Origin of the sequence: Lentilactobacillus rapi DSM 19907 = JCM 15042, from assembly GCF_001436255.1 — a bacterium.
In the GTDB taxonomy this organism is placed as follows: Bacteria; Bacillota; Bacilli; order Lactobacillales; family Lactobacillaceae; genus Lentilactobacillus; species Lentilactobacillus rapi.
This window is the reverse complement of the sequence record NZ_AZEI01000018.1, coordinates 1-19,773: the sequence shown is the minus strand read 5'-3', so window position 1 is coordinate 19,773 and position 19,773 is coordinate 1. Positions and strand designations below refer to the sequence as shown.

General features: G+C 43.2%; 19 protein-coding genes. 6 read left to right on the top strand and 13 right to left on the bottom strand.

Translation table 11 applies throughout. The annotated features are described in order from the left end of the window. Nucleotides 1-4: 4 nt before the first annotated feature. The 11 genes from coaD to pdhA all read right to left on the bottom strand — a co-directional run bounded on the left by coaD (nt 5) and on the right by pdhA (nt 11,101). Nucleotides 5-481, bottom strand: coding sequence for a pantetheine-phosphate adenylyltransferase (coaD, locus tag FD12_RS02815; protein ID WP_056981565.1), 477 nt, complete (start codon nt 479-481; stop codon nt 5-7). A gap of 4 nt (nt 482-485) precedes the next feature. Then, on the bottom strand, nt 486-1,043 hold the full coding sequence (gene rsmD / locus FD12_RS02810; protein ID WP_054748700.1) for a 16S rRNA (guanine(966)-N(2))-methyltransferase RsmD: 558 nt from the start codon (nt 1,041-1,043) through the stop codon (nt 486-488). Nucleotides 1,044-1,058: 15 nt separating this feature from the next. Then, on the bottom strand, nt 1,059-1,340 hold the full coding sequence (locus FD12_RS02805; RefSeq protein WP_054748702.1) for a DUF2129 domain-containing protein: 282 nt from the start codon (nt 1,338-1,340) through the stop codon (nt 1,059-1,061). A 20-nt stretch (nt 1,341-1,360) separates the two neighbouring features. Next, nucleotides 1,361-2,536 carry an FtsW/RodA/SpoVE family cell cycle protein gene (locus FD12_RS02800; protein ID WP_056981563.1) on the bottom strand — a complete coding sequence of 392 codons (1,176 nt, stop codon included), beginning with the start codon at nt 2,534-2,536 and terminating at the stop codon, nt 1,361-1,363. A 165-nt stretch (nt 2,537-2,701) separates the two neighbouring features. Continuing rightward, complete coding sequence (typA, locus tag FD12_RS02795) at nt 2,702-4,549, bottom strand: translational GTPase TypA (protein ID WP_056981561.1); 1,848 nt, start codon at nt 4,547-4,549, stop codon at nt 2,702-2,704. Between the two features lie 92 nt (nt 4,550-4,641). Further along, on the bottom strand, nt 4,642-5,421 hold the full coding sequence (locus tag FD12_RS02790) for an inositol monophosphatase family protein (RefSeq protein ID WP_054748704.1): 780 nt from the start codon (nt 5,419-5,421) through the stop codon (nt 4,642-4,644). Beyond that, entirely contained in the window at nt 5,411-5,710 is a 300-nt protein-coding gene (locus FD12_RS02785) for a UPF0223 family protein (RefSeq protein WP_056981559.1), read from the bottom strand. The genes FD12_RS02790 and FD12_RS02785 overlap by 11 nt, the downstream gene beginning before the upstream one ends. A gap of 496 nt (nt 5,711-6,206) precedes the next feature. Then, complete coding sequence (gene lpdA, locus FD12_RS02780) at nt 6,207-7,631, bottom strand: dihydrolipoyl dehydrogenase (RefSeq protein ID WP_056981558.1); 1,425 nt, start codon at nt 7,629-7,631, stop codon at nt 6,207-6,209. Between the two features lie 7 nt (nt 7,632-7,638). Then, nucleotides 7,639-8,964 carry a 2-oxo acid dehydrogenase subunit E2 gene (locus tag FD12_RS02775; protein ID WP_056981556.1) on the bottom strand — a complete coding sequence of 442 codons (1,326 nt, stop codon included), beginning with the start codon at nt 8,962-8,964 and terminating at the stop codon, nt 7,639-7,641. A gap of 35 nt (nt 8,965-8,999) precedes the next feature. Next, nucleotides 9,000-9,977 carry an alpha-ketoacid dehydrogenase subunit beta gene (locus FD12_RS02770; RefSeq protein WP_054748708.1) on the bottom strand — a complete coding sequence of 326 codons (978 nt, stop codon included), beginning with the start codon at nt 9,975-9,977 and terminating at the stop codon, nt 9,000-9,002. 2 nt (nt 9,978-9,979) lie between these two features. Further along, the gene (gene pdhA / locus FD12_RS02765; RefSeq protein WP_054748710.1) at nt 9,980-11,101 is read right to left on the bottom strand and encodes a pyruvate dehydrogenase (acetyl-transferring) E1 component subunit alpha; all 1,122 of its coding nucleotides are present in this window, start codon (nt 11,099-11,101) and stop codon (nt 9,980-9,982) included. Between the two features lie 287 nt (nt 11,102-11,388). Between pdhA and def the strand changes: the two genes are divergently transcribed. Then, a complete protein-coding gene (gene def, locus FD12_RS02760) occupies nt 11,389-11,955 on the top strand; it encodes a peptide deformylase (RefSeq protein ID WP_054748713.1) in 567 nt (188 codons plus the stop codon). A 135-nt stretch (nt 11,956-12,090) separates the two neighbouring features. On the opposite strand, the gene FD12_RS02755 is transcribed toward def, so the two are convergent. Further along, nucleotides 12,091-13,374 carry an MFS transporter gene (locus FD12_RS02755; RefSeq protein WP_054749082.1) on the bottom strand — a complete coding sequence of 428 codons (1,284 nt, stop codon included), beginning with the start codon at nt 13,372-13,374 and terminating at the stop codon, nt 12,091-12,093. Nucleotides 13,375-13,726: 352 nt separating this feature from the next. Here FD12_RS02755 and FD12_RS02750 point away from each other — a divergent pair, with 352 nt between their 5' ends. Further along, the gene (locus tag FD12_RS02750) at nt 13,727-14,638 is read left to right on the top strand and encodes a helix-turn-helix domain-containing protein (protein WP_054749083.1); all 912 of its coding nucleotides are present in this window, start codon (nt 13,727-13,729) and stop codon (nt 14,636-14,638) included. Nucleotides 14,639-14,785: 147 nt separating this feature from the next. Here FD12_RS02750 and FD12_RS02745 read toward each other — a convergent pair whose 3' ends face one another. After that, the gene (locus FD12_RS02745; protein WP_054749084.1) at nt 14,786-15,271 is read right to left on the bottom strand and encodes a hypothetical protein; all 486 of its coding nucleotides are present in this window, start codon (nt 15,269-15,271) and stop codon (nt 14,786-14,788) included. 190 nt (nt 15,272-15,461) lie between these two features. Here FD12_RS02745 and FD12_RS02740 point away from each other — a divergent pair, with 190 nt between their 5' ends. The 4 genes from FD12_RS02740 (at nt 15,462) to FD12_RS02725 (ending at nt 19,627) form a co-directional block, all read left to right on the top strand. Further along, nucleotides 15,462-15,683 (top strand): DNA-directed RNA polymerase subunit epsilon, encoded by a 222-nt coding sequence (locus tag FD12_RS02740; protein ID WP_056981554.1) that lies wholly within the window; start codon nt 15,462-15,464, stop codon nt 15,681-15,683. Further along, complete coding sequence (gene rnjA / locus FD12_RS02735; RefSeq protein ID WP_056981552.1) at nt 15,680-17,368, top strand: ribonuclease J1; 1,689 nt, start codon at nt 15,680-15,682, stop codon at nt 17,366-17,368. The genes FD12_RS02740 and rnjA overlap by 4 nt, the downstream gene beginning before the upstream one ends. 285 nt (nt 17,369-17,653) lie before the next feature. Continuing rightward, the gene (locus FD12_RS02730; RefSeq protein ID WP_056981550.1) at nt 17,654-18,604 is read left to right on the top strand and encodes a diacylglycerol/lipid kinase family protein; all 951 of its coding nucleotides are present in this window, start codon (nt 17,654-17,656) and stop codon (nt 18,602-18,604) included. 63 nt (nt 18,605-18,667) lie between these two features. Continuing rightward, nucleotides 18,668-19,627 (top strand): ADP-ribosylglycohydrolase family protein, encoded by a 960-nt coding sequence (locus tag FD12_RS02725; RefSeq protein ID WP_056981547.1) that lies wholly within the window; start codon nt 18,668-18,670, stop codon nt 19,625-19,627. The last annotated feature ends 146 nt before the right edge of the window (nt 19,628-19,773 follow it).

The window sequence follows — 19,773 nt, the reverse complement described above, 5'->3', positions numbered from 1 at the left end:
TTTTCTAAAGGTATTTATTTTTAAGTGCATTTGCAGCCTTGGCAGGCAAAAATTTCGAAATGTCTCCATGAAACTTGGCAATCTCTTTAATCATACTCGATGAAAGATCTCGGTAATCAGCAGCCGTTGGAATGAAAACTGTCTGAATATGTGAATCCAGTTTTTCATTTAAGCCGGCAATCGCCATTTCTGAATCCAGGTCAGAACTTCCGCGGACACCTCTCAATAGGACAGTTGTCCCAAGGCTCTTAGCAAGTTCAACCGTTAATTCATCAGAGATCATGACCTCAACGTTATCGAGATCGGCCAAGGCGTCTTTGGCAAAATCCGCCCGCCGTTCAGGGGTGAACGTTGCTTTTTTGTGGGTATTAATACTAATCGCAACATACACTTTGTCAAACACCCGGCTCGCCCGCTGAATCACGTCAACGTGACCCAAAGTGATCGGATCGAAACTGCCTGCATACAAAACCTCTGTCATGTCGTTACTCCTTACCAAATCGATAGATCGTTAAATTTGTTAATCCATAATTCTTCTGCTTGATCGCTTTAAACAAACCGTGAGTTGCCGGTAAGTCAGTTTGGTTATCCGTCTCACAGATAATGATCGCGTCGTCATTTAGCAACCCCAGCTCAAATAAACTGTCAATTGTGTCGATGATCCGTTGCTTTTTATAAGGCGGATCCAAAAAGACCATATCAAACTTCTGTTGGTTATCTGCCAGTTGCTTTAATACCGTCTCCGCATTTCCTTTGATAATGTCAAACTGATCGGCGGCATGAATCTTTTCAACGTTTTCTTTGATTGCCTTGATAGCTTGAAATTGCTTATCCACCAAAACTGCTTTGGTCATCCCACGAGAAACGGCCTCAATGCCAACGGCGCCAGAGCCCGCAAATAGATCAAGAAACACCCCACCGTCATAATAAGGACCGGTCATACTAAAGAGCGATTCCTTGACTTTATCAGTGGTTGGCCGCGTTTTATCACTTTTGACGGGTGTTAACCGAATGCCACCATATTTTCCAGATACAATTCTCAATCTACTAACCTCATCTTAAAAATCTTCATCAAACGAATCATCATCCTCAACCGAATTCTTGCCCTCAACCTCACTCACGAGCTCGTTCAGGTGAGACGGGACCACTTGTTTGACATAGCCTTCGGATGTGAGCTTCTTCGTGACTTCTTCCTGCTGATCCTTGTTCACATACAACAGAGCATACCTCATCCGCTTTGATACGTAGTAGAGGCGACCGAATTGCTTCAAGCTTCTTGAATGTTTAACTGAATGTAAATACACAATCAAACCGATTGTCGGTTGAATTTCAAATGCCAAATTGACATCTCCTTTGAAACTTAATTGGTAGTGGCTTGCAACGCTCGCCGGGCTTCTCGTTGCCGGTTAGAAACATTTAGTACCAGCCCGAGGCAAAGCGATAACGTCAAAATACTGGAACCACCGTAACTAATGAATGGGAAAGTTACCCCGGTAATTGGTAAGGCACCGAGGACGCCACCCATATTAAATAATGTCTGTATCGTTAAATAGGTCGCAACGCCATAGCAAATTAAGCTTTGATACGTGCTGTTACTCCGAATGCCAAGTAAAACCGTTCTGGCAATAATGAACGTTAATAAGGCCATCACGCAAATCGCCCCAATGGCGCCTAATTCTTCGGTTAAAATTGACATGATGAAATCAGTATTGGGTTCTGGTAGGTAACCCGTTTTTTGGACACTATTTCCTAAACCAACGCCAAATAGACCACCGTTACTAATCGCATAATAAGAATTGACCAGTTGCTGACCCGCTCCAGTTGCGTGACCGAACGGATTTGTAAAGGCAATAATCCGTTGGAGTTGGTACGAATTAGAGAACATACTGCTCTTAGACATCGGGACTAAAATGAAATTAATGGCTGCGTAAACCAGTACCACGCCGCCAAATAAGAAGGAAACTGCCTTTTTCCAAGAAATCCCGCTGGTCATGAAGATTACAAACACAATTGCAAAATTGATTGCAGCGCCACCGGCATCAGGCTGAGCAAAAATCAAGATAATCAAGATTCCACACCGCACCATCGTCGGCCAAAGTTGGCCCCACCAATCTGCGGCAGACCGCGTAATGATAGCTTGTTTGGCATCAATGATATTTGCCAGCCGGATAATCAGAAAAAATTTGACAAATTCAGCCGGCTGCAAGCTAAATGGACCGATTCGAATCCAACCCGCAGCCCCGTTAACCGTGGCACCAAAAGCCAATAACCCGACTAAAACTATGAAAAAGATAATTTCTAACGAAGACAGGAATTGTTTGTTCCTCAGTTTAGAGAGTTTAAATCGACTCATCAAGACGACAATGATCACGCTCAGAATAACGTAAAATAGTTGCTTTTTAAAGTAGCTAAGTGGACTACCGCCGTTTTGGATACCAATATTGGCACTAGCTGAATATACCATAATAATTCCGATCACCGACATGATGATATACGGAATAAATAGAAAATAATCTAAATTCTTAAAACGAGACATTGGCTCCACTCCACTTTTCCACTTGTTTATGTATCCACATCGAACTTCATTATATCATATCTATCTCTTTGAAATGACTGAAGTTCGAGTGGTCAAAAAAGAGGACCGAAGTAAACCCGAAGGCTACCTGATCCTCTTAGTTGAAAAGGTTTTATTAAATTTATCTTAGCTGTGCTTTCTTCTCTTAGCTTCTTTTTCACGAGAGCTGGAGTTCAAAATCTTTTTCCGCAAACGAATATGGTGAGGCGTTACTTCACACAATTCATCTTCGTTCAAGAATTCCAAAGATTCTTCAAGACTTAAATGAGTTGGTGTCTTAATCCGCGCCATATCATCAGATCCGGCGGCCCGAACGTTAGTCAAGTTCTTCCCTTTGGTGATGTTAACCGTAATATCATTTTCACGGTTATTTTCACCAACGATCATTCCTTCGTACACTTCTGTACCCGGATCGATCAATAAAGTACCTCGGCTTTCAATCCCCATCATTGCATAGGTAGTGGCTTTACCGGCGTTCATTGAAACAAGGGTTCCCTTCTTACGGCCAGGGTTCCAACCCTTAATAACTGGCATGTACTTTTCAAAGGTATGGTTCAAGATACCATAACCACGAGTCATTGATAGGAATTCAGTTGAATAACCAATCAAGCCACGAGAAGGTGCCAAGAATGTCAACCGAGTTTGGCCATTATCAGTTGTTTCCATGTTCTGAATCTCACCCTTACGTTGTGAAAGGGTATCGATAATCGAACCGGTATATTCGTCAGGCGTATCAATTTGAACGGACTCGAATGGTTCGCACATTTGGCCATCAACTTCTCGATAGATAACTTCTGGACGAGAAGCTTGTAATTCGAAGCCTTCACGACGCAACGTTTCGATCAAGATTGACAAATGAAGTTCACCACGACCAGAAACTGTCCATGAACCAGGATTATCAGTATCTTCAACTCGAAGTGATACATCGGTATGCAATTCACGCTTCAATCGGTCTTCCAATTGACGGGCAGTTACAAACTTACCATCTTGGCCAGCAAATGGTGAAGTATTGGTTCCAAATGTCATTTGCAGGGTTGGTGCATCGATTCTCAGAATTGGAAGTGGTTCTGGTGTCTTTGGATCGACAACCGTTTCACCAACGTTAATATCTTCCATCCCAGAAACGGCAATTAAGTCACCAGCCTTGGCTTCTTGAATATCTTCTTTCTTGAGGCCAAAGAATCCCATTAACTTAGTTACCCGGAAGTTTTGCTTAGAACCATCAAGCTTCATAACAGTAACGTTATCTCCCACTCTGATAGTTCCTCGGAAAATTCGGCCAATTCCAATTCGGCCAACGAAATCGTTATAATCAAGCATTGCAACTTGGAATTGTAATGGTTCGTCTGAATTATCAATTGGAGCCGGAATGTTTTTGATGATGGTGTCGAAAATTGGCTTCATCGTGTGTTCCTGCTTGCTAATATCGGAATCATAACTTGATGTTCCGTTCATAGCTGAAGCATAAACAACTGGGAAGTCCAATTGTTCTTCATCAGCACCTAATTCGATAAAGAGATCAAGGACTTCATCCACAACTTCTTCAGGACGGGCACCCTCACGGTCAACCTTATTAATGACAACAATTGGTGTTAAATGTTGTTCCAATGCCTTTTTAAGCACAAATCGAGTTTGTGGCATGGTTCCTTCGAAAGCATCAACGACTAGTAAACAACCGTCAACCATTCGCATGATCCGCTCAACTTCACCACCGAAATCAGCATGCCCTGGTGTATCCAAAATATTAATTTGCTTATCACCATACTTAACAGCAGTGTTCTTAGAAAGAATCGTGATGCCTCGTTCTCTTTCGATTGCATTAGAGTCAAGGGCACGATCCTCAATCTGGACGTGTTGATCCAAAGTATCTGATTGTTTCAATAGTTCGTTAACCAAAGTTGTCTTACCGTGGTCAACGTGGGCAATAATTGCGATGTTACGAATGTCGTCACGTGTTTTTAGTTTTGTATCCAAGTCGTTTGCTTCCCTTCATTATAAAACGTTACCGAATGATACACATCTTAATCTATTGGCATAAAAAAACTGTGACAACCGTCACAGTATGACTATTGACCTACAATTGTAAGAATGTCTCGATGTGCCTTTCGTGTTGCTAACAATACCGTGGTTGATGATAACACATCTAAGGGCTGCCCGTCAACAGTTGTTACCTTAATGCCAACGGCTTCACACAATATCCGACCGGCACCGAAATCCCATGGTTTCAGGTATGAAATATAGCAGACCAGTTCACCTCTCAGGACAGAAATAATATCAATCCCAGCACTGCCATACACTCGCATCCCTAATGATTGATTGGCAATATCGACCATATTGTAATCATTATGCAGAACCATTGGACCACTTAGCCCCACTAAGCCTTCCCGCAATGGGGTGTCAGCAACTTCAACCAAGGGCTGGCCATTATCAGACACACCAATTGAAGGGCCGCCTGATAATACTCGGTTCCCCATCACGTCTAAAATATAGCCTAAGACGCCCTTGCCATCCACGTACAAGGCAATCATAATGGCAAAATGATTCCGTTGCTTAACAAAATTCATGGTGCCATCAATCGGATCTACTATCCAGACATGACCGCGAGTCGATTGAACATCGTCACCAGAACCTTCTTCACCCAGAATTTGGGCGTCCGGATCAAACGCTCGAATTTGGCCAACAATGAATTTTTCGTTTTGTTTATCAATATTGGTCACTAAGTCCGTTCTGCTTGTCTTGGTATCTACGGTCAATCTGGTATCGATCTTTCTGAGAACGTTGTCCCGCGACTCCCTTAACCAACTCTTAACCGTTTTATCTATTCTTTTAATTTCACTAACGTCCATTGTTTGCGCCATCCATTTTTACAGTCTTAACTTCTGATGCCTTGGCTTTTTTAACAACGGCATAGGCATCGTATCCAGAACGTTTCAAAAATTCTTTTTCCAATTGTTTCTGTTCCATCTGGGCCGGCAACGTTGTCCGAAAACCATTGTAGGCCTTCATCAACTCAGCTCGGTCAACGCCTTCCCGCTGTTCATAAGCTTCCTCCACTTTTTGGAAGAATCCCACAACGGTGATGACTTCGTCCACGTCTAATCCATCGATCAATGGATATTCGTATCCATCGGCCATGAAAATCAACTCCGATCATTATTTACTCTTGATGTCATTATAGATGAAATTGAAAGTTTGTGAAATATTATTGTGGTAAAGTTTGCCGGATTTTAGGAAACTGGTGTTTTGGTTCCCTGATAAAGCCTCGTCAACGTGCCAATCAAATCGTTTGTTTCGGAACCCAAAAAGGTTGGGACATATATTAATTTTTCAATCAGTCATTATTCGTTTGGATCGCTGTAGTCACTTGGATAAAAGCTGCGCCAAACGGCTGATCCCGGCTATTTAACGAAAAGGTTGGACATATATTAATTTTCAATCGATGATCATTCACATAGATCACCATAGCCACCTAGATAAAAGCTGCACCAAACGGCTGATCCCTGCCATTTAACAAAAATGACCAACTATTCCAAAATCAGGAATAATTGGTCATTTTCGTTAAATTCTGGGATCAAAACGCCTATGTCTCAGTCTCCTTATAAAAACACGTCAAATTTTGCTTATTCCATCCCTAAATATGAGTTGGGTATCCCAATGCGATATCCGCTGCTTCTTGGACAGGTTCACTTAACGTTGGGTGTGGATGAATCGTCAAGGCAATATCTTCGACATTCATCCGGCCGTTAACTGCCAGACTTAATTCTGCGACCAAATCACTGGCACCTGGGCCGGCAATTTCGCCACCGACAATTGTTTGATCATCTTTCGTATAAATCAACCGAACGAAGCCATCCGCTTGATCCAAAGAAACTGCTCGGGCATTCCCTGCAAATGGGAACTTCGCCGTTGCAACTTCCAATCCTTGATCCTTAGCTTGGGCTTCCGTTAAACCAACCACGGCGAGTTCGGGATCGGAGAAGCAGACCGCTGGCACGCCAATATAATCGTTAGCAGTATTTTTACCAGCAATTGCCCCAGCAGCCACTTTGCCTTGGAAGAAGGCCTTATGGGCCAACGCTGGCCCAGAGGCAATATCGCCAATCGCAAAAATGTGTGGTGAAGCCGTTCGGCCTTGTTCGTCGGTTTCGACAATACCATGATCGTTAACCTTAACCTTGGTATATTCAAGCCCTAAGTCATCGGTATTTGGCCGGCGACCAACGGTAACCATGCAATAATCGGCTTTAATTGTGGTTTGTTTGCCATCTTCCTCATAGGTAACAGTCACGCCGTTATCGTCTTGGCTTGAAGAAATTGCTTTGGCGCTGGTATGAACATCAACACCCTTTTTCTTCAATTGTTTCAAGACGAGGGCAACCATATCCTTGGTAAAGCCATTCAGAATGGAGTCGAGTCCTTCAATGATGGTAACATGGGCGCCAAGGTTAGCATATGCGCCAGCCAATTCAGTTCCAACGTAGCCACCGCCAATCACCACAAATTCTTTCGGAATTTCCGGCAAATTCAAACCACCCGTCGAATCAATTACTCGGCCTTCAAACTTAAAGCCAGGAATTTCAACGGGGTGAGACCCACTGGCAATGATCAAATTCTCAAACTGGATGGTCGTGCCAGTATCTGCGCTCATGAACTGCTGAGGCCCAGTCGGCATGACCCGCAGTTGGGTGTCACTATCCAGAACGGCTTCCCCGTGGATAATTTCCACCTTGTGCTTATTAAGGAGCATTTTAACGCCGTTGGTCATCCGATCAACAACCTTTTTTTGCTTCCATTCTTGAGTCTTCTTAAAGTCAATTGTGGCTGGTTGGGTTGTAATCCCATAAGTCGAGGCGTCATTTGCTTCTCTAAATCGGTGTCCGGCAGCAATCAAAGCCTTTGACGGAACACAACCAACGTTCAAACAGACCCCACCCAGGGTATCTGATTTTTCGATTAGGGTTACTTTTTGCCCCAATTCAGATGCTCTGATTGCGGCAACGTAGCCACCAGGGCCAGCGCCAATAATAACCGTTTCTTTCTTTTCAACATCTGCCATTATTCGATCATCCTTCCATCAACAACATTGCTGGATCATGAAGCAATTGATTCATGTAATTCAAGGCATTTTGAGCAAGGGCGCCATCAATTAACCGGTGATCATAACTCAATGAAAGCTTCATCATGTTACCCACTTTGATTTCGCCATCTTCATCGACAATTGGTTCTTTGGCAATCTTGCCAACTCCCAAAATTGCAACTTCAGGTTGATTAATAACCGGTGTGAACCAGCCACCGCCAATTGAGCCGACGTTACTAATCGTAATGGAGCCACCTTGCATCGTGTCAGCCTTCAACTTGTTATCATAGGCTGCCTGACTGTTTTCACGGATTTCTTTGGCAATTTCAAACATCCCTTTGGAATCTGCATTTTTGATATTTGGAACGTACAAGCCGTGATCAGTGTTCGTTGCAATGCCAACATTGTAATAGTGCTTGTAAACAATTTCTTGAGTGCTGTCGTCAATGGAGGCGTTAAATTCAGGATACTTCTTCATGACCGCAACAATTGCCTTCACAATATATGGTAAGAAGGTCAAATGGATATCCTGATCGGCAGCCATTTGCTTGTACTTCTTCCGGTTAGCCATCAAGGCACTCACTTCAACATCATCAAATGAAGTAACATGCGGTGAGATGTCCTTGGATGTTCGCATTGCTTTTGCGATCGTCTTTCGCATCATGGACATTGGTTCTCTGGTCTCAAGATCAGGTTCACCAGACTTCCATGGTTTGACTGCCTGACCACTGGCCTTTGTTTGTACCGGTGCAGCTTCAGGAGCCTTTTCAGCAGGTGCAGCAGCTGGAGCGGCGGCAGGATTAAAGTTGTCAATATCAGCTTTAGTGACCTGCCCATGATTTCCGGTCGCAGGAACCGCCGTGATGTCAACGCCTTTATCTCGAGCATACTGACGAACTGATGGCATTGCCTTCACAATTGCGTTTGGGTTTGAAGCAGCCGGCGGAGCGGTTACCGTTGCGGCAGGCGCTGGAGCAGCAGCGGGAGCAGGTGCTTCCTCTTTGGCTGGAGCGGGAGCAGCTTCTTCTTTAGCAGGTGCTTCTTTAGGCGCCGTATCATCGCCGGTATCTGGAGACCCATCATCAATGGTGACTAGGACATCGCCGACTTCAGCCGTCTCTCCTTCTTTTTTATCAATACTTTTAATGGTTCCAGCAACTGGAGATGGCATTTCCTGGACGGATTTATCGTTTTGGATTTCGACTAAGACATCGTCTTCCTTAACTTTATCGCCAACCTTCACGTCCCAGGCGGCAATTTCACCTTCCGTAATTCCTTCTCCCATTTCTGGTAGTTTAAACTTATAAGCCATGGGATCTAACTTCCTTTCTTTACCAAATTAGAATTTTAGTAGTTCAAAATTTCTCGAACTTTGTCTTCAATATCATCTGCATCCGGAAGCCAGTCGTTTTCTGCCATAGCAAATGGGAAAACACTATCTGGCGCAGCAACTCGGCCGATCGGCGCATCCAGTGACATGATGTCTTTTTCAGCGATGTCTGCAGCAACCTTTGCGCCGGCACCGGTCATTTTCTGGGCTTCTTGAGCGATGACAACTTTGTGAGTCTTATCAATTGAAGCAAAGATCGTTTCATCGTCAATTGGTGATAATGAGCGTAAGTCAATCACTTCAACCGAGATGTTTTCTTTTTCTAATTTGTCTGCGACTTTAAGTGCCTCGTTAACTTCAGCACTATAAGCAACAACGGTAATGTCAGATCCTTCTTTTACAACGTTTGCTTTGTCTAGTGGAACCGTGTAGTGGCCCTCTGGAACTTCGGCCTTCATTGAACGATAAAGCTTCAAGTTCTCCATGAACAGAACTGGATCGTTATTTTCAACAGCAGCAATAATCATTCCCTTGGCATCGTATGGATTAGCAGGGGTTACAACTCGCAACCCTGGGATGCCAATGAATAACCCTTCCAACGAATCACCGTGAAGTTCAGCGGTATGAGTTCCACCACCAAATGGTGTCCGAATCGTAATCGGCATCGAGATATCGCCTGAAGAACGGAAACGGTTCCGAGACATTTGACCACCAATTGAGTCAACAGCTTCCATTGTGAATCCCATGAATTGGATTTCTGGAATTGGTCGCCAACCGGTCAATGATAGGCCAATGGACATCCCTAAAATTCCTGATTCTGCCAATGGGGTATCGAAGACTCGATCAGTCCCATACTTGTCTTGGAGGCCTTCAGTTGTTCTAAACACCCCGCCGTTCTTGCCGACATCTTCACCGAAAATCAGCGTTTTAGGGTCGTTTTGTAATACTTGGTCAAGCCCGTCGGTAATTGCTTTAATATACGTTAATTTAGCCATGATTATTTCGACTCCTTTGCTTCAAATTTCTTGATGTCAGCAGCTACATCTGGGGTTGGAACTTCAAATGTGTGCTTCAAGAAGTCGCTGATCTTTTGCTTAGGAGCGGCTTCAGCATCTTTCATTGCTTGCTTAAATTCATCTTTATATTGGGCGACTAATTTATCTTCTTTATCTTGATCCCAAAGTTTCTTATCGGTCAGTACCTTTCGCAACCGAATCAATGGGTCACGGTCGAACCATGGCTTTTCTTGTTCCTTTGTTCGATAACGACTTGGGTCATCACCAGCTGAACTGTGGGCACCAAATCGGTAGGTCAAAGTTTCAACTAATACAGGGCCATTTCCAGCCGCAGCGAAGTCACGGGCGTCTTTGGCAACTAAGTAAGTTGCTAAGATATCCATTCCATCAACTTGGGTTCCAGGAACTCCTGAAGCAACCCCTTTTTGAGCCAATGTCTCAGCCGCAGTCTGGGTGCTTCTAGGAACTGAAATTGCCCAGCCATTATTTTGAACAAAGAAGACAGCCGGAGCTTGGAATGAACTGGCAAAGTTAACCCCTTCATAGAAGTCACCCTGTGAAGTACCGCCATCACCTGTAAAGGCATAAGCAACGGTATCTTTTTCACCATTCTTCTTAATACCAAGAGCCGCACCCGCTGCCTGAACATATTGGGCACCGATAATGATCTGTGGAATCCAAGCACGGACGCCTTCTCTGAAGTAGTCGTAGCATTGATAGTGACCCTTGGACCACAGGTAGCCTTCCTTAACGGTTGCGCCATGTTGAATCAATTGTGGTAGGTCACGGTATGCTGGGAAAAGGTAATCCTGCTTCTTCATAGCGGAGGCAATTCCCATTTCAGAAGCTTCCTCACCATAAGTAGGAGCATAGAAACCCAAACGGCCTTGACGAGAGAAGTTCATCGTTTGTTCGTGGAGGGCCCGCTCCCAAACCATCTTTTCCATCAAAGTAACTAATTCGTCGTCGCTAAAACGATCAAATAATTCTTGGTTAACGATTTTTCCGCTTTCATCAATAACTTGAATCGGTTTCTTATAAGGATCGCTCATTGTGGATTTGATTTTGGCAAAATCAACAACTTGCTTGTCTTCTGCTGCCATAGATAACACTTTCCTTTCCTGTGAAGCTCGACTTGTGATGCACAATCGAATCTTTCTAAACCACACTTCAAATTTAGCATTTTTCGCAACCGTTTGCAAGCCCTTACATTACTATGAAACAACATTTTCGAAACGTTTTAACAAGTTACTGAAATCACATTTGAAATGACTTGTCGCAGTAAGAGATTGTGAAAATTCACAAAATAATTTGCGGATAGTTTTTTTGTCAGATTTACGCTAAAATGGTTGTTAGCGTTTAGTTCAAAATTTATTCGGAGGTCTTTGTAGTGTTTTTAATGAAAGATATTGTTCGAGATGGAGATCCAGTTCTCCGCAAACAAGCTCAAAAAGTCAAGTTCCCCTTAAGTAAAGAAGATCAACAGCTAGCTCATGACCTCATGGAATACTTGGAGGTTAGTCAGAATCCTGAACTGTGTGAAAAATACAAATTGCGTGCTGGGGTTGGCTTGGCAGCTCCCCAGGTCGGCGTATCAGAAATGATGGCGTCGGTATTGGTACCTAATGAAGACGAAAATGAAAGCGATAAGCCACTTTTCAAAGATGTCATTATTAATCCGGTGATTGTTTCAAATTCGGTCCAACGCGGTGCTTTGACCGAGGGGGAAGGTTGCTTATCAGTCGATAAAGATATTCCCGGATACGTTCCCAGAGCAGCCAGAATCACACTCAAATATACGGACGTTAAGGGTGAAGATCATAAGATCCGACTGAAAAATTACCCGGCCATCGTCTGCCAACATGAGATTGACCATTTACACGGGACGTTGTTCTATGATCACATCAATAAAGATAATCCGTTTGCCAAATCGGATGATGAAATTTTTATTTATTAGTTGCTAATTCGCAGAATCAACAGCTTAAGGCACGTACATAAGCCACCCTCATCGACAATCCCCGGCCGGGATCGTCGATGAGGGTGGCTTATTTTTTATGAACTAACGGCTTTTCGACCAACCAGCTCAATCGTTTTAACGGTTCTCCTCAATCGGCTGATTCGCACCCATTGGCTCACGACGTTCTTCACGATACATTAGCCGACTTAGAACCAAGGTGAATCCGATTAAGATCGCCCCACTGGCTGTGAAGTTAAGCCAACTCGGCCAAACTTGAAAAATGACCGTGAAGATAATAATGCCAATTGGGGTTGATGCCATATTAATCGACATGACGGTTGATGAAACCCGCCCCAATAAGTCAGTAGGAACTGTCTTTTGAATATAGATCCCCATTGGCGTATTTAGAAATGCCAACGAAATCCCACTGATACATAGAATCAGTCCCCCTACCACTCGGAGCGTCTTAACACCCAATCCTGGAATGACCACAAAGCCAAACATCAATAAGGTCACGCCAACCAGCATGAATGCTGACGTCAAAATCCTGGTCAGCCGTTTAATTGGCGGCAACATCGCAATGACGAGATTCCCGATCAACACACCGGAAGCATAGAGTGAATTTAAGATTCCAAGGGATAGATCACCAGCGTGCAGTTGATGCACCACCATGAACGGCATCCCAATATTTAACGCGGAAATCATCAGATTTAAAAAGACGCCGCCGCTCATTACGTACCTTAAAAACCGATTGGAACTGATATAGTGTAACCCGTCTTTAAACAGTGTCCACTGAGACGACTCATTGTCACTGTGAATTTGAGCAACGGGTTGATAATGAAACTTCATTGAAAGAAGGATCACTAAGGTCAAGGCATTAGCCGCAATCGAAAAGGCAATAAATGTTCTGAATCCTAATAACGCGTAAAAAGAGGTCGCAACAATCGGTGAAAAGATATTGGCAAATGACGTCGCTGATTGGGTGAGCGAGCTTAATTTTTGAATATGCTTCTCATTCACCAATTCATGAATAGCCGCATTATAACCAGTTGTCATCACACTTTGAACAATGTAATTAATAATCAGGAATAACACCGTTGGGATAATTTTACCCACGCCGTGAAAATAACCGATCGTGAGGGCGTACCCGACCAAGGCAATTAAGCGAATCAGGATGCTGATCACCAGTAATGGTTTGTGGCGGTGCCGATCAACCAGATTGCCGATTGGCATTAATCCCAACAAGCTCACCAGCGGCATGATGATCATCGATAATCCAAAGCTCAGTGACATCCCGGTTTCGGCAAGTAACATCAACCCCATCGCCAGCGAAAACATGTCCGCTGAAAACGCACTGATGAGATTGCTGGAAAAGTCTTTAATGATTTGAATATTCGATTGATGATCACTAATTTCCATCGGTTAATCCTCCCTGAGTGACAAAAGTGAGCGGATCCAAGCGGTTAGAGATCGGAGTGTAGGTCTCCTCGAACAGAAATTCCGGGTTTGGGAATTTTGGGTTGAGGTGCTTACGTGCCGGTTGCTGCCTGGAGGAGCTGTCCTAAGAATAGTGAGCGGATCCAGGCGGTTAGTAACCGGAACGTAAGTCGCCTCCGAGGGGAATTCCCGGTCCTGGAATTTTTCTTGGAGGTGCTTACGTGCCGGTTGCTGCCTGGAGGAGCTGTCCTAATTGATTAACTTGAATATTACTAGCCATCCAGCGCTAAAAGGATTAAAATATGTTGCAAATATGCGACATAGGAGGATAAAGATGACATCTATCGGGGAAACGGTTAAGAAAATTCGCAACATCAAAGGCTTTACTCAAAAAGAAGTGTATTCGGGCATCGTGTCACGATCCTTCGCCAATCGATTTGAACGCGGGCTCAATGATGTCAGTGCATCCAAACTGTTTGCCATTCTCGATAACTTATCAATTTCAGTCAATGAGTTTCGCTTTATTCAAAATGATTACCATCAGACGGTTGCTCAGGAACTTGATAATCGACTTCGGAAAGCCTACGATGCTCACAATCTTCAAATCATGGGCAAGATTGTCGCCGATCATAAAGAAAGCCCAAATCTCGGGTTACGGTCTTTGGCAGCGACCGGTGAAATTTTGATTGAGTCTTATTATTCCAAAACCATCACGGTTACACCAGAAATCGACAATCTTTGGAATAAACTATTTTCATCCAGGACTTGGACCATTCAAGAAATTAAGTTTGCAGATATTCTATTTGTCATTGCAATCAGTAAAGGGAAAGCCGAGCTAATCCCTAAAATATTTGATCAATTTGAAAAGAATTGTAAACAATACATTTCGCTTGAAAACGATCCGTTTGACATGTTAACTGAATTAATGAATATGTATTTGACGGTCTTTCAGATTCAGCTTAATTTGACTGAATATGACCGTGCCAGAAAACTCATCGATAAAGTGACGGTCATTGATCCCCACACCCTATCAGCAGATGGGAGAATCATGCAGCAACTGATTAACGGCGTTTGGCAACTATATTTTGGTGACGAAACAAAAGGTGATCAAATTCTAAAAGCAATTGAACAATTTGAGCGGCTGTATTCACCGCCGATCGATCATAACGCAATGGGAATTATTGAAATTCGGCGGAAATTGGCGAAACAATATCGAAAAGAATTGGGTAAACAGGCAACTGATTAGTTGGCTTTACATGAAAGAAAGTTGTCGTCTATCGAATTTTATCTGTGCTACATCATTAATAAGTCGTTTCAAAATAAAAATCCCCGAGCAAGAATTTCTGCTTGGGGAGAGTGATTTATCAACTATTAAGTATTTAAATTCCACACATTACAACCTTTTCAAATCATCCACATATTCCACGGTCGTCAAGTTCACCAAGTAGGCCACATCGAAGTGGAGCCGATCATCCAGCTGCCACATATCTGTAACCATAAAGACTGGCTGATCCACGTTTTCAAAATGAACGTGCATGTGGTGATTATTCCCATAATCAACCAATGCCGTGGCGAGAAGCTTTTTAAATTCAGGAATTGTGCCTTTCATCTTACTAATTGGCAGATGATATTCAAAGGCCATGACCCCCCGCCCCCAAATTTCTGCAATTTGTTCGGAGCGTAAGTCGGAATCGTCAAACGGCTCCAGATCACCGGATTTCATCAGCTCGTGAACGGCCGTTTTCACCGCCTCGTTACAGACTCGTTGGGCTAACGCTGTTCGTTTGCGGCTTGGCCGGGTAACGAATAAGTAATGAATCAAGTTATAGATGGCAAACGCTGCAACCAGGCCAATGACAATTTGGATAATTAATTCCATACTTAGCTCCCCATTTCTTTTCGTTACACTAATTCTACCATGACATCATCAAGACGATTACTTTCAACTTTATATACTTATGTTTTATAATATGGTAATATATCGTTATTAGTTGTGTTTTCACAACCACTAGTCCGAAGAGAAACCCAACTGTTTCTTAAATAAAGTATAATTTTAAAGGAGTTTTTTTATGATTTGGAAAGTACTATATCAACCCAGCAAGACGCAAAGCCCTCGCCGGGAAACGACCCATGCCCTTTATGTGGAGGCAGATACTGAAGTAGAGGCTCATGCACTTGTCGAAGATCATACCGATTACGAAATTGAGTTTATTGAGCCGTTACAAGGTAAGCACCTCGAATATGAGCAAGCCAATGAAGACTACAAGTTAACGGAGTTCAATAATAAATGAAAAAATTAAACGTCAAAAATAACGAAGCAGCTATCTATGGCGTTGGTGGTCTAGGTGAAATTGGTAAAAACACCTATGGAATTCAGTTTCAAGATGAAATTATTTTAATCGATGCCGGCATCAAGTTCCCGGAAGATGACCTTCTGGGGGTTGATTACGTTATCCCTGACTATCAATATCTAGTGGACAATAAGGACAAAATCAAGGCGCTTGTTATCACCCATGGTCATGAAGACCATATTGGTGGGGTTCCTTACCTGATGAAGGTTTTGAATGTTCCTATTTACGCTGGCCCATTAGCGATGGCACTTATCAAGAACAAGTTGGAAGAACACGGTTTGCTGAACTCGGTTGAATTACATGAGATTAGCGATAAATCTGTGCTCAAGTTTAGAAAAATGAAGGTTTCTTTCTTCCGGACGACCCATTCAATTCCAGATACAGTCGGAATTGCCGTTCACACTCCGGTCGGTGTCATAGTGGAAACTGGTGATTATAAGTTCGATCTGACTCCAGTGACCAACCAGCCGCCTGATTTACAAGAAATGGCCCGATTGGGTGCTGAAGGCGTTCTGTGCTTAATGTCTGATAGTACGAACGCTGAGAAGCCAATTTGGACCCACTCCGAAAAATGGGTTGGTAATTCGATTGCGCATATTTTTGATCAGATTCAGGATCGAATTATTTTTGCCACTTTCGCTTCGAACATTTCGCGGATTAAGACCGCCTGTGACAACGCGATGGCTCACGGTCGTAAAATCGCCGTCTTCGGCAGAAGTATGGATGCGGCAATCGTTAACGGTCGCGAACTTGGCTATCTGGATATTCCAGACGATGCGTTTGTGGATGCCCATGATCTCCAATCACTTCCTGCCAATAAAACGTTGATCTTATGTACGGGATCACAGGGTGAACCAATGGCTGCCCTTTCACGGATTGCCAACGGGACCCACCGTCAGATTTCAATTCAACCAGGTGATACGGTTATTTTCTCAAGTAATCCAATTCCTGGTAACACAACCAGCGTTAACAGCGTCATTAATAAGCTTGAAGAAGCCGGCGCCAACGTTATTCATGGTCGAGTAAACAATATTCACACCTCTGGTCATGGTGGCCAGGAAGAACAAAAGCTGATGCTCCGTTTAATGAAGCCGAAATTCTTTATGCCGATTCACGGTGAGTATCGAATGTTGAAAATTCACACGGAACTCGCAGAACAATGTGGGGTTCCAATGGATCATAGCTTCATCATGCAAAATGGTGATGTTTTGGCTCTTTCAAAAGATAATGCCCGAATGGCTGGTCATTTCCAAGCCGGTGATGTTTACATTGATGGCAGTGGAATCGGTGATATTGGCAGTATCGTCTTGCGAGACCGTCAATTATTATCTGAAGAAGGCATCGTTGTTGTCGTTGCCACAATCAATTTACACAACCAGGAAATTCAATCTGGTCCAGATATCTTGTCCCGTGGGTTTGTGTACATGCAAGAATCTGGCGAGTTGCTTGATGAAGGCCGGCGACTTGTTTTCAAGACCATTCGAAAAGCAATGCGTGCTAAAAAAGCAACGGAATCTTCAATTAGAAACGCCGTTATCGATGACTTACAAGAATTCCTCTATGATAAGACGGAACGTCATCCAATGATTTTACCAATGCTTATCATGAATGGAAATCAAAAATAGGTTTTCAACTGATTCCATAATGACTTAGTAGGCTTGAGATTGGGACAAAAATCACTTTGATCCCAGAATCTAAGTGAAAAAGCAGTGCATTCTGGTTTTGGAATGCATTGCTTTTTTGCTTAGATGGCGAAGATCAGCCATTTGTCGCAAGTTTTATCAATATAAGAATGTACTTTTCAGTTGCATTGATAGAGCATTTGTCAACACTGTCTCAACCTCAAGCTTTTCTACTACATATTTTTAATTTTAACTATAATTAACTGTTATGGGGGTAATCATTAACCGATGGAATATTTTATCATCTTGAACAAATGTGCCGGTGGTAATAAAGCACGTTTGCTATGGCCAAAAGTTGAAGCCCGGCTAAAACAATTAAATATTTCTTATCGCACTTTTGTTACCCAATATGACGGTCATGCGGTCGAATTAGCAAACCAAATTCTGAGCCAAATAACTCACGCCCATCATTCCGATGCGGTCGTTATGGCTGCCGGTGGTGACGGCACTCTCCACGAAACCCTCTTGGGCTGCATCGGCTACTATGCAACTTATCCTTCCGAGTCCAAGATCCCGATTGCTTTCTTACCAATTGGTTCGGGAAATGACTTCGCCAGAGCGCTCAAGATCCCCTTACATTGGGATAAAGCCCTGGAGCAAATTTTACATTGCTCAAAGGCCGCCTCGTTAACCGTTGGTCAGTACACCAACCTGGATACTCATGATGAGGGCTATTTTACCAACAATTTTGGCATTGGATTTGATGCCACGGTCGTCCACGATGCCAACAGGTCATCCCTAAAAAACAGCCGCTACTTTGGGAAATTTTCATACTGGATTTCAGTTATCAATGCATTAAGAACCTTTCAAGGCTTTAACACCCACGTTAAGATTCCCGGCAAGCCAGAGGATGTCTACCAAAATGCCTTTTTAGTAACAACGACTAATCTGCCCTACTTCGGCGGTGGGATTAAGATTGCCCCAGATGCGTCAGCGTATAAAAATCAATTGGACCTGATAATTGTTGAAAAACCTAATCCAATTCAATTGCTTTTATTCGTAAGTATGATATTTTTAAAGAGACATTTAAGTTTGCGATTCATCCACCACTACGTTCAAAAGGAACTTTTAATTTCCACCAAAGACTCCAGATACGGTCAAATTGATGGTGAAGAACTAGGTGAGCGGACTTATAATCTCAAGTTTGAAACTGCCAGCTATCCCTTTTGGATCCGGTAATCGATCCAGTTAGAACGCCACACCCCCACATTTCATCAAGAAATCCTAAAACGAGGTAATTTCATGTATTCAACCAGCTACCTACTATTTCAATCTATAACAGCCGTTGCTTTAGGCGATGCTTTGGGCGTTCCTTTTCAGTGCGAAAAACGACAAGATTTACTGGAAAACCCCATCCATGCCATGATTGGTCACAAGGAAAATGACGTGCCTGCAGGAACTTGGTCGGACGATACCTCATTAACCCTTGCTTCACTGGTTAGCCTGACGCAAGGATACAATCTTTACGACTTAATGATGCGCTACTCCCAGTGGTACCACTTTGGTGACTATACGCCATTTGGCATGACTTTTGGCGTTGGTAAAACAACCGGGGATGCGATCCGCCGATTTGATTCCGGTATCAAGCCGGAATTATGTGGCGGCGATTCTGAAATGGACAATGGTAACGGCGCACTGATGAGGATGATGCCATTAGCGTTCTATATTTTAACTAGTACAAATGGGTATAAGTATAACGATGATGTCGCCAACTTGGTTCATGAATACACATCCACGACTCACCGTCATCCACGGAGTTTAATTGCTTCCGGCATCTTAACGAACGTGACTATCAGGTTGGTGTACAATCCAAACAAATACGCCATGCTAAGGGCAGTAAAAGAGTGTCTGGACTATTATCGAACCAAAGAAGAATTTGCTGAGGATGCTGATCTCTTTTCACAGCTTGAAGATCCCCATTTCTTAAGGCAGCCAAGCAATTTGATTGAAAGTTCGCCATACGTGATTGATACCCTGAATTCGGTCTTTTGGTGTCTGATGAATTCTGAGCAATATTCAGTAGCTGTTACCCGAGCAGTCAACTTGGGAAACGATGCCGACACAATTGGGTCCATAACGTCGATGCTAGCGTCCTTATTGTTCGCCCCGGTAACTTTCCCCAGGGAATGGTTAAACGAGCTTAAAGGGCGCAATCAGATCAAAGTAGCGGTATCTTCTGCGTTATTATCCAAATATTTTTGAGATTACAGCGAAAATAACTTAATTAACAAACGAAACTGGGATAATAGGCGTTTTGATCCCAGAATTTAAGCCAAAAAAGTAATGCATTCATTTTGAAGTGAACCCCAATAGTTGGAGATAATATTTAATAATTTTCAGGCACATAA